Source organism: Kistimonas ophiarachnellae (genome assembly GCF_057552235.1).
The window spans coordinates 25,587-35,478 of the sequence record NZ_BAAJPA010000026.1; the positions used below are offsets into that span (position 1 = coordinate 25,587).

The window sequence follows — 9,892 nt, forward strand, 5'->3', positions numbered from 1 at the left end:
ATTCCTGCCTTTTTTGTATCTGCTGCCCAATCGACGTGCGCGATTTTTTGTTTATGGTACGATCGTTTTATTTTCTGGTAATAATCACAATAAAAATAGCATCCGGAGCCAGCCATGAACGCCATTCCCGTTAATAATCCTGTCACAGGTGCTTCCCTCTATACGATTGACGATCCGTCAGAGTCTGACATCAGGGCTTCCTTTGCCAGGGCGAGGGAAGGGGCTGCAAAGCTCCGGCAAACATCGGTTAAAGAGCGTCAGACAGAAATTCGCCGACTGATCGATTACCTGATGGCAAACCGGGAGCGTTTACTCGACCGGATTGTTGAAGAAACAGGACGTTGTCGTACGGACGCGATGATTTCCGATCTGTTCCAGCTAGTGGAAGATTGTCAGTGGCTGGTGGATAACGCGGACAAGATACTCCGTGATCAGAAAGTCACGACACCCATTACCTTGCTGGGAAAAAAATCCCGTATTTATCATGAAGCCCGGGGTGTGGTGCTGGTGATATCGCCCTGGAATCTGCCACTGGCCATTGCCATGACGGCAGCCATGTTTGCCTTTGTGGCAGGCAATGCCGTGATCATTAAACCCTCCGAACAAACACCGATGGCTGATGTGTTTAAAGAAATAGTCAGCCTTTCGCCGTTGTTGTCAGAAGCTATAACTGTTGTGCAGGGTGGCGGTGAAACTGCACAACAACTGATTGCCATGCGACCCGACATGATTGCCTTCACCGGCAGCGGTCGTACCGGCAAAAAAATTCTGGCCCAGGCAGCACCGATGGTGATTCCTGTCGTGATGGAGCTGGGCGCCAAGGATGCGATGATTGTCTTTGATGATGCGGATATGGATCGAGCCGTCGCCGCTGCTACATGGGGCAATATGCACAACAGTGGTCAGAGTTGTACGGCGACAGAACGTTTGTTTGTGCATGATTCTATCTATGACACCTTCGTTGAACGTCTGAAAAAGGAACTGGAAGCCAGTACGTTAGGGTTGGATGGCAATGCGGATGTTGGTGCGATAACAACAGATTTCCAGGCAGATATCATTGACAGACATCTGGCGGATGCCACGGAAAAAGGTGCGCATATTCTTTGTGGTGGTCAGCGTCTGGAAGCCGGTAGCCGTTTTTTTCAGCCGACACTGGTTGCTAATGTCACTGAAGACATGCTGATTGCTAAGGAAGAAACGTTTGGCCCGGTGGTATCGGTTTACCGCTTTACCTCTGAAGAGGAAGTCATTGCCCGACATAATGCCTGTGATTTCGGTTTGAGCACCAGTCTCTGGACACAGGATGCTACGCGGGCGGACCGGGTCACCCGCGCGTTGGAAACCGGTTGCGTCAACGTCAACAATGTCATGCTTACGGAAGGGAATGTGCACCTGCCGTTTGGTGGTGTGAAGTATTCCGGCTATGGCCGTATGAAAGGTGCTGAAGGATTGCTGGGAATGACCCGCTCCAAAGCGGTCTTGATTGATCCGACCCGCGGAAAGCGTGAGCCTAACTGGTATCCCTATTCCAGTGAGAAGCTGGCGTTGATGGATCGTCTGCTGGCAACCGTGGTGCGTCCAGCCGGGTTACGAAAACTGGTTTCTCTCGCGGGGGTTGGTTTGGCGATAGAGAAACTGGTACGGCGCAAATAATGGTTTTCATTTGATCGTCTTGGTGGTGTCGCAACTTCAGTTTAAAACTGAAAGCGGCACACACCTAAATACGCTAGAGCTTTCTTTATCTTGCTTTCTCAGCAAAAATTGCTCGGTATTATTTAACAATGATCAAAGTCTCTTTGCTGCTTTTTTTCGTGCCAGTATTGGTACAGGCTGCGGAGAAGCCTCTGTTTTATATGAGCGCAGATGAAGTTTACAAAGAGCCAAAGCTTGTGCTTCTGGCAAAAGCGTCTGCGCGAGGAAATGTCTCGAAAATGGAGAAGCTGCTGGCAGAAGTCGATGTGAATACATCAGGCCATAAGGGAACGCCGGTGTTGTTTTGGGCTCTTAAAAAAAGCAATAAAGTTGGTTACAGGACGCTTCTTCAACATGGTGCAAATCCCAATCTTATATTTGGAACCAGAAAATTGCATAGCGTCATGCACCTGTCTGCATCTATGGTCGATAAGGAATGGCTCAGCATGGCGATAACCCGTCAGGTGACACACAACCTTCTGAAAATGGAGACGACAGTGAAAGTGGAATCAAAAACAAGCGAAAACACTGTGGTTGGGATGAGGGCTACATGGTGCGAGTGCTTGGTTTGTTCAAAGAGTGATCATGTTTTTGCCCTGGGCGGTTAACCGAGAAAGTCAAACTGACAGGAGACTGTTTAACCACTTTGATATCGGAACACAGGTGCAAATAACCGCAAAAGGCAACTTTGGCCAAAGCGCTTATAATGTTCATGCTAGATTAATGAGTGCTGTCTGACTTGGTAATATGAGGTACTGACTGATGCCTATCAATATGACGCCTGAATGCGATACGGGTTGGAGCGATGTATCCAACTGCTACGCCTATGCCTGCAATGACAGAAATCCAGCTAATGGTTACTTTGGAGGGGCAATTCCTGGTTCAATCGGAGGAGTTCCTGCATATCCAGGCCCCGACTACCATAACCGTCTTGTACAAGGCGCTATTGCTGATGGCTTAAAGCACCTTCCCCAAAATGATTTGTCAAATCTACCCATGCCAAAAAGTGGGTGCTATTTAGTCCTTCTTATGGCTGACCAAAATGGATTCCACTGGATGAGACATGACCCCATACTAGATAGGTGGAGTTGGAAATCAGGGAATAGCGGGGATGTTTACTACAGCGCTTTTAACATTCAAATAAATTATTGTATGTATATCAAGATGGCCAATTTATCTAGCGCACTGACAACTGAAAGAAAAGATTTCATATGGAATACACATATGCAATTTGTAGCTTTTTTTGAAGTTCCTCAACCAGGAATTGTAGTTTCATCCCCAAATAATCGCAGGAAAAATACCAGCATTTAACGCGATGTGTGACTTTTTATGAGATCTGAGAATCATGACTCATGATCTGTTGATCGTATCGTATCGTATCGTATCGTATCGTATCTGCGCTTTTTGAGTGATTCATGGCTGTAGTTCAAGTTACGTGTATTCATTGCGGTCAAACTCACGGAGTCGTTAAAAACGGAAAGGCAGACACCAGGCATCAACGGTATCTGTGCCGGATCTGCAACAAGAGTTTCCAGCTGGAATACCGCCATAACGGAAATCTGCCAGGGACTCATGACCACGTTGTGTCCATGATCATGAACGGCTCTGTTATAAATGACATATGTCGTTTACTAGATGTCAGTATGAACACCGTCATTGCCCATTTAAAAACTGGCGCCGCACACAGTCACTCAGATCCCCTTTGAGAACGCGACAGTAGAAATACTGTGCGAGATGGACAAACAATAATCTTTTGTTGGCAGCAAGAGCCATCAGCGATGGCTGTTCTATGCTTGGGAGCCCCGCTGTAAAAGGATCATTGCGTATACATTTGGGGCAAGGTCGACCAGCACACTCAATCAGTTGCTTGAACGTTGGTCATCCAAAGATTTCCGTTATTACTCGCGGATGACTGAAAACCTTACACGTCAGCCCTGCCGGAAGACAGGCATGTTGTCGGCAAGCTGTTTACCCAAAGAATTGAGCGCCAAAATCTAACCCTGCGAACCCGGATTAAGCGGCTAACCAGAAAAACAATCTGTTATTTGCGTTATATTGAATTACACGACAAAAGTGATCAGTGAATTTATCTCAAGAGAGCACTATCAACATGTGTGATACATGACCTGATTTTGTCAAAGTATCTAAGCTCTTTCCCTTGTCTACTAAATCATAAGGCTTATGAGGAGCGTGAAGAGGTATACGTATTTATAGGAGGGAGGCTTAATCGCGAGAAGATAGAACAACTAACTTCTCGCAATTAACTTACAGACTGTTTTCTATATGTGCGGTATGTGTTTCGAGGTAAATACTTTTCAGCAACAAGTTAACAGCGTCCTGCCCAATAAATTGTGAAGAAAAGCCGGGAAGCACAGGATCAATATGGCATTCTGCCGCTGCCCGGAAGTGTGTGATCAAATCCAGCGGGTTCTCATTGCCCATGGCAATTCGGATGGTGGTTGGGGTAATGCCGGCATCTTCGAGCGCCTGTTCACTGAGTTCTGAATGTGACGTCAGCGCCGGGCAGAGAAGTAAGGTGTTGCTCTGGCCCAGGCTGACCATATGGCTGAAAGCCGGTTCCAGCGCATCAAAGAACCGGGTGAATGCTTCTTTGGGAATATTGGCCTGTTCAAAATCAATACTGAACAGTGGACTGGGTAATCCCAGGTATTGCTGTTCCTGGCAAAGCGCACGGTTGGGATTGCTGGCAATGGCGTTACTGTTTACCTGTATTGCCGGGTGAGAAGCGAGGAAGTCAGCAAATACCCGGGTATTGATGCATTTCCCCAGCATCCGGGACTCCAGGGTCTTCATGCCGTTATAGACATCAATGGCTTTGTCGGCATCCAGAAAACTGCCTTTTATATAGTAGACATCCCAGAACAGGCTCTGATCCCAGTTAAGCCCTTCAGCGGTATCGCCCTTTGGGATAAACATCCGGTGGTTTTTCCCAATCACGACGCCTGCGGTTGTACTGCCACTGCCCGAGATATCTTTTGTGTAACTGTGAATAAGGAAATCCGGTCGTTTATTCGCATCGCTGTGCTGTAGCGGTTTTTGCAGGAAAGGTGTCGCAAGCGTAGCGTCCAGCATCACGGTGTGGTTGTGCTGGTGGGCAAGGTGGCAGATGGCGGGAACATCCAGCACATAACCGTGGGGGTTGCATGGTGATTCAAGGTAGATACTGAGACTTTTCCCATGACTCAGTGCGTCAGCATATCGAGCCCGGGTCTCTTCAAGTACCTGCTGGAAATCGTCGTGGGTATACCCGTCGAACCAGACCAGTTCTATTGCCAGCCGATCCGTTCGGGCAAAGTAATCATGCAGTAGCTGGTGGGTGCCACCATAAACATTGCGCGAAACGATAAGAATATCACCATGACGCAGCTGATTACTGAGCAGTGCATCAATTGCGGCCATACCACTGTTGAAGTTCCAGGCTAGGTACTCACCGGCAAGCGGACCAGTCTCAAGATCAACCATGCTGTTGGCTAATGCCATTGAGGTCGGATTCAGCAGGCGGGTATAAATCGGATGAGTGCTCTCCCGGCCATGGAATGCATCGTCCACCCATTCAGTACAGGCATATAAATAGGTGGCCGTTCTCACGACGGCAGGTGTCGCAGAGAACAGGGCGCTGACATTGCAAAACAGTGGGTGCTCACCTTTAACCGAGCGGCTTTTATCAGAAAAGGAGAGCGCCTGGTAATCCCCTTTCATGGACGGCTGTAACGTATCAATCAGTTTGGCCAGCTGGAAGCAGAGAAACTTCTTGGCATTGAAGTAGCTGACCCGGTCATTGTGCGACAGGGTGCCGAGCAGGCTGAAAGTAGTGCTTAGCAATTCATCAATACTATGGCCGGAGCGATAGAGGTTGGCCGTAACGGCTTCAAGTTTTTCCCCCATGGCTGAAGCCGGGTCTATGCCAAAATGCTGAAGCTGCTCATGGGTTAATTCGTCAATTGAAGCTGCAGAGGAAGTTTTTCTTCGGGGTGAAAGACGTCGTGCTGACGCCAGCGGATCCATGCTCATGGTTGAATTCCTTCTTTGTCCCTTATCAACTACTTTATCCCTGTCGCTTTGCTTCAGGCAAATCCGTATGTGTTACTTCAGTTCCTCTGATGAATAGTCCCCTGAAGATTGTCTGACGGGACGAGTTTTGACGTTCAGTCAAACGATGCATTGGGTGCGGGTCTTCATCGTTCTGTCCCTATGGCGTTTTTACGGCAGCGCGTCGAAAGACGTTATATCAAGTCCTTTTCAGCTGAGAGTTTCATCAATGACCTATTCGAAGGAGTTTGTCGGAGAGTTTATTGGCACATTTATCATCGTTTTTCTGGGTTGCGGCTCAGTGGCGGTAACCGTTCTGTTTTCTGCCCATGTGGGGCTTTTCCAGGTGGCGATCATCTGGGGGTTGGCAGTGACGCTTGCCATTTATGCGACACGCAGACTTTCCTGTGCACACCTTAATCCCGCGGTCAGTATTGCCATGGTTGTCAGTCGAAGGATGCCTGTGGCTTTGCTTCCCTGGTATCTTGGGGCCCAGTTTGCGGGGGCACTGGTCGCGGCAATGTTTCTGTATTTATTGTTTTCCAGTTCCATCATCCAGTTTGAGGCTGTCCATGAGATCGTGCGTGGTACCGAAGCATCGGTCGCAAGCGCCATGATATTTGGAGAGTTTTATCCCAACCCTATGGCAGGGAAGGTGGCATCGGTATCCACCATCAATGCTTTATTTGCCGAAGGCATGGGAACATTCGCCCTTGTTTTTATGATTCTTGCCTTGACGGAAGGCTGTAATACGGGAAGGCCTGACAAGACGCTGGCTCCCTTTTTTATCGGCCTGACGGTTACAGCCATTATCTCGATTCTCGGACCACTGACACAGGCGGGACTTAACCCGGCAAGAGACCTTTCACCCCGGCTGCTGAGCATGCTCAGTGGTTGGGGAAAGGCCGCGCTTCCCGATGATCATTTTGGGTTTCTGACTGTTTATGTTGCAGGGCCTGTTATTGGTGGTGTTTTAGCGGGGTTGCTGTTTACAGGTGTGGTGGAGCCTTTGATGAATAGCGCCGGTGGCCACTATTGTGGTGAGGACAGACAAAGTGCGCTTGATGATGACCATGACGCAAACCGGACTCGTCGTCATGAAGTCCCATGACTGTCATGGTGCATTGCTAAAAGCGTGTTAAATATCAAATTCCATGCGACTTTGCCGGTGTTCAAGAGTGCGTTAACTACGTGCTTTATTGATCTGTATACACAAAGTGGTTTTTTTTCGTGATAGAGTGGCCTTCTCTTTTTGTCAGTATCCGGAAATGCGTAAATGGTTGACCAACCGGAAAATAAAGACGATTCGGTCGTCGATGTCATGCTGCCAGTAGACGAGCATGTCGAAGAAGTGGCGGAAGACGGACAACAGGTCCGCCGCAAAGGGATTTATCTTCTCCCCAACCTGTTCACGACAGGTGCACTGTTCTGTGGTTTTTATGCCGTTGTCAGTGCGATGTCCGGCGCGTTCAGCGCTGCCGCTATTGCCATCTTTGTCGCCATGATCCTGGATGGGCTGGACGGCCGCGTCGCACGTCTGATCAATGCCCAGAGCAAGTTTGGCGCAGAGTACGACAGCCTCTCTGATATGGTGTCCTTCGGTGTGGCGCCGGCGTTGGTATCCTTCAGCTGGGCGCTTCAGGAGCTGGGCAAGTTTGGCTGGATGGTCGCGTTTATCTATGCCGCCTGCGCCGCCCTGCGACTGGCTCGCTTCAATACCCAGGTTGAAACCGCAGACAAGCGATTCTTTACCGGGTTGCCCAGTCCGTCAGCCGCTGCGGTGGTTGCGGGTATGGTTTGGGCCTTCAGTGATTATGGTGTTGATGGCTCCAATGTGGCGATTGCCGTGTTGGCTGCGCTGATCACTGGTCTGTCCGGCATCATGATGATCAGTAACTTCCGTTATAACAGCTTCAAGCAGCTGGATTTCAAAGGACGTGTGCCGTTCTTCTTTATCCTGGTTGTGGTGCTGTGCTTCGCGGTGGTCTTTACTGATCCGCCCCGTGTATTGTTGTTTATCTTCCTGGCTTACGCCTGCTCTGGTCCGATTATGTCTGTCATGAACATTGGTGGCTTTGGGGCGAAGAAGGAAGAGCCTAACCACTAAGGAAATTTGGATTAACTGAATCCAAAAGGCATAAAAAAGCGTTATTGTTTAAAGCAATAACGCTTTTTTTCGTTAGGGGGCAAGAATAATGCTGATCAGGAAGCCTGAGTCCATTGCCAGCAGCGAGATTACACCGGAGTCGATATACGCTGATCGGCGGTCATTTATCAGGAAAGCCGGACAACTCGCCTTATTAACAATGGGCGGAGGTTTGCTGACAGCCTGTGATGCGTCAGAGCCGTCGACCCAAAAACCTTCACAACCGCCATCGCCTTCTGACCCTTCAAATTATCAGGGTATTCGTGATTATCCTGCGCCAGACTGGTTACGGGAAAAGGTATCAGGTTATCAATCTTCCGATTTTATGACGGACGAAGCTCTGACGCCGTATACTGATGTCGCTCGCTATAACAACTTTTACGAATTCGGAACAGGTAAGGAAGATCCCGCCAAATATGCCGGTGAATTTAAAACTGATCCCTGGTCTGTTGTCATAGAAGGTGAGGTTGAAAAGCCTGGCCGGTACACGCTGGAAGATATTCTCAAACCCTTGACGATGGAGGAACGGATATACCGGCTCCGTTGTGTGGAAGCCTGGTCCATGGTGATTCCCTGGGTGGGATTCCCACTGGGAAAACTGCTGCAACGATTTAATCCAACTTCCCGGGCCAAGTTTGTTGAGTTCACAACACTGCATGATCCTGATCAGATGCCCGGTCAAAAATCCGCATTCAGCTATATCCAGTGGCCTTATGTGGAAGGGCTTCGCATGGATGAAGCCATGCATCCGTTGACATTGCTGGCTGTTGGTTTGTATGGAAAAACATTGCCTCCTCAGAATGGTGCGCCATTGCGGCTGGTGATTCCCTGGAAGTATGGCTTTAAAAGTATCAAGTCGATTGTGAAGATACGGCTGCTGGAAACCCAACCTAAAACCTCCTGGCAGTCTATCGCCCCAAGTGAATATGGATTCTATGCGAATGTGAATCCGGCCGTGGATCATCCTCGCTGGAGTCAGGCGAATGAGCGGCGTTTGCCAACATCGCTGTTTAACCCAAACCGTATTGCGACCCAGATGTTCAACGGTTATGCCGAAGAGGTTGCGCACCTGTATCAGGGTATGGATCTGAAAAGGAGTTTCTGATGACAGTAAAAAGCTGGGTCACTGTCAGCAAGATTCCCGTGTTTCTTTTATGTCTCTGGCCGTTAGGCTGGGTGATAACCGCAGCCTATCAAAATACGCTTGGTCCTGACCCGGCCAAAGCAATTGTGCTCTTTTTGGGTATTTGGGCATTACGTTTTCTGTGTATAACGTTGGCGGTCACACCGCTAAAGCGTCTATTGCAGTTTGCACAATTGCTTCGATTCCGGCGTATGTTGGGTTTGTATGCGCTGTTTTATGCCGCATTGCACGTTGCAGCTTATTTCTTCTTCCTGCTAAATCTTGATGTGGCTGAGCTTTATCAAGATTTATTCAAACGACCTTATATTCTGGTTGGCGCAATAGCACTGCTTCTGTTGATTGCATTGGGGGTGACATCCCCTCGTGCGGTTATGAAACGTATGGGTAAAAATTGGCAAAAGCTCCACAGGATGATTTACGTTTCTGTGCTTTTAGTTCTGCTGCACTATTTATGGTTATCCAAGAGTGGATACGGCGAGCCAATGCTCTATGTGGTCATTGTCGTAGCATTACTTGGTTACCGTTTAGTTCCTCATGTGAAACCCTTAATTAGAGCATTCGCTTTTAACCGGGTTGTGGATAAAGACGGTTGACACTGCAAGTCTGATCCCTATAATGCGCCTCCTGTTGCGGTCAGCTTCTTAGCGACCCGGTCGTCAAACGCAGGATTATCCACAGGATGAAACGAGCGATTGACACAAGGCCGAAACGCTGTAGAATGCGCCGCCTGTCAACGAGCTTCGCTCTCCGGTTTCACCGGTTGAAACAACGCTCTTGACACTGAAGTCCGCCGGAGTAGAATGGCGGCCTCGCTGAAACGGACAAGGTTCTCAACGCAGTCCGAAACATTTTCAGCGATA

The 9,892-nt window shown here is 48.8% G+C and carries 11 protein-coding genes; 10 read left to right on the forward strand and 1 reads right to left on the reverse strand.

Going from position 1 to position 9,892, the window contains the following annotated elements; genetic code table 11:
• Window positions 1-114 precede the first annotated feature (114 nt).
• The 6 genes from AC27K1_RS21080 to AC27K1_RS21105 all read left to right on the forward strand — a co-directional run bounded on the left by AC27K1_RS21080 (window position 115) and on the right by AC27K1_RS21105 (window position 3,776).
• Entirely contained in the window at window positions 115-1,653 is a 1,539-nt protein-coding gene (locus AC27K1_RS21080) for an aldehyde dehydrogenase family protein (protein ID WP_487152764.1), read from the forward strand.
• A 128-nt stretch (window positions 1,654-1,781) separates the two neighbouring features.
• A complete protein-coding gene (locus AC27K1_RS21085) occupies window positions 1,782-2,300 on the forward strand; it encodes a hypothetical protein (protein ID WP_487152765.1) in 519 nt (172 codons plus the stop codon).
• A 154-nt stretch (window positions 2,301-2,454) separates the two neighbouring features.
• The gene (locus AC27K1_RS21090) at window positions 2,455-3,003 is read left to right on the forward strand and encodes a hypothetical protein (RefSeq protein WP_487152766.1); all 549 of its coding nucleotides are present in this window, start codon (window positions 2,455-2,457) and stop codon (window positions 3,001-3,003) included.
• 104 nt (window positions 3,004-3,107) lie between these two features.
• Entirely contained in the window at window positions 3,108-3,398 is a 291-nt protein-coding gene (locus AC27K1_RS21095; RefSeq protein WP_487152767.1) for an IS1/IS1595 family N-terminal zinc-binding domain-containing protein, read from the forward strand.
• Between the two features lie 76 nt (window positions 3,399-3,474).
• On the forward strand, window positions 3,475-3,690 hold the full coding sequence (locus tag AC27K1_RS21100; protein WP_487152774.1) for a hypothetical protein: 216 nt from the start codon (window positions 3,475-3,477) through the stop codon (window positions 3,688-3,690).
• Window positions 3,672-3,776, forward strand: a complete 105-nt coding sequence (locus AC27K1_RS21105) for an IS1 family transposase (protein WP_487152775.1) — start codon at window positions 3,672-3,674, stop codon at window positions 3,774-3,776. Before AC27K1_RS21100 ends, AC27K1_RS21105 begins: the two co-directional genes overlap by 19 nt.
• A 181-nt stretch (window positions 3,777-3,957) precedes the next feature.
• Here the strand turns inward: AC27K1_RS21105 and AC27K1_RS21110 are convergent, their stop codons facing one another.
• Complete coding sequence (locus AC27K1_RS21110; protein WP_487152768.1) at window positions 3,958-5,724, reverse strand: trans-sulfuration enzyme family protein; 1,767 nt, start codon at window positions 5,722-5,724, stop codon at window positions 3,958-3,960.
• Between the two features lie 247 nt (window positions 5,725-5,971).
• On the opposite strand from AC27K1_RS21110, the gene AC27K1_RS21115 reads away from it, so the two are divergent.
• The 4 genes from AC27K1_RS21115 to AC27K1_RS21130 all read left to right on the forward strand — a co-directional run bounded on the left by AC27K1_RS21115 (window position 5,972) and on the right by AC27K1_RS21130 (window position 9,625).
• Window positions 5,972-6,853, forward strand: coding sequence for an MIP/aquaporin family protein (locus AC27K1_RS21115; RefSeq protein ID WP_487152769.1), 882 nt, complete (start codon window positions 5,972-5,974; stop codon window positions 6,851-6,853).
• 165 nt (window positions 6,854-7,018) lie between these two features.
• Window positions 7,019-7,849: a CDP-diacylglycerol--serine O-phosphatidyltransferase gene (gene pssA / locus AC27K1_RS21120; protein ID WP_487152770.1), complete on the forward strand. Its 831-nt coding sequence runs from the start codon at window positions 7,019-7,021 to the stop codon at window positions 7,847-7,849.
• A gap of 88 nt (window positions 7,850-7,937) precedes the next feature.
• Window positions 7,938-8,993, forward strand: a complete 1,056-nt coding sequence (gene msrP, locus AC27K1_RS21125; protein WP_487152771.1) for a protein-methionine-sulfoxide reductase catalytic subunit MsrP — start codon at window positions 7,938-7,940, stop codon at window positions 8,991-8,993.
• Window positions 8,993-9,625, forward strand: a complete 633-nt coding sequence (locus AC27K1_RS21130) for a protein-methionine-sulfoxide reductase heme-binding subunit MsrQ (RefSeq protein ID WP_487152772.1) — start codon at window positions 8,993-8,995, stop codon at window positions 9,623-9,625. The genes msrP and AC27K1_RS21130 overlap by 1 nt, the downstream gene beginning before the upstream one ends.
• Window positions 9,626-9,892 lie beyond the last annotated feature (267 nt).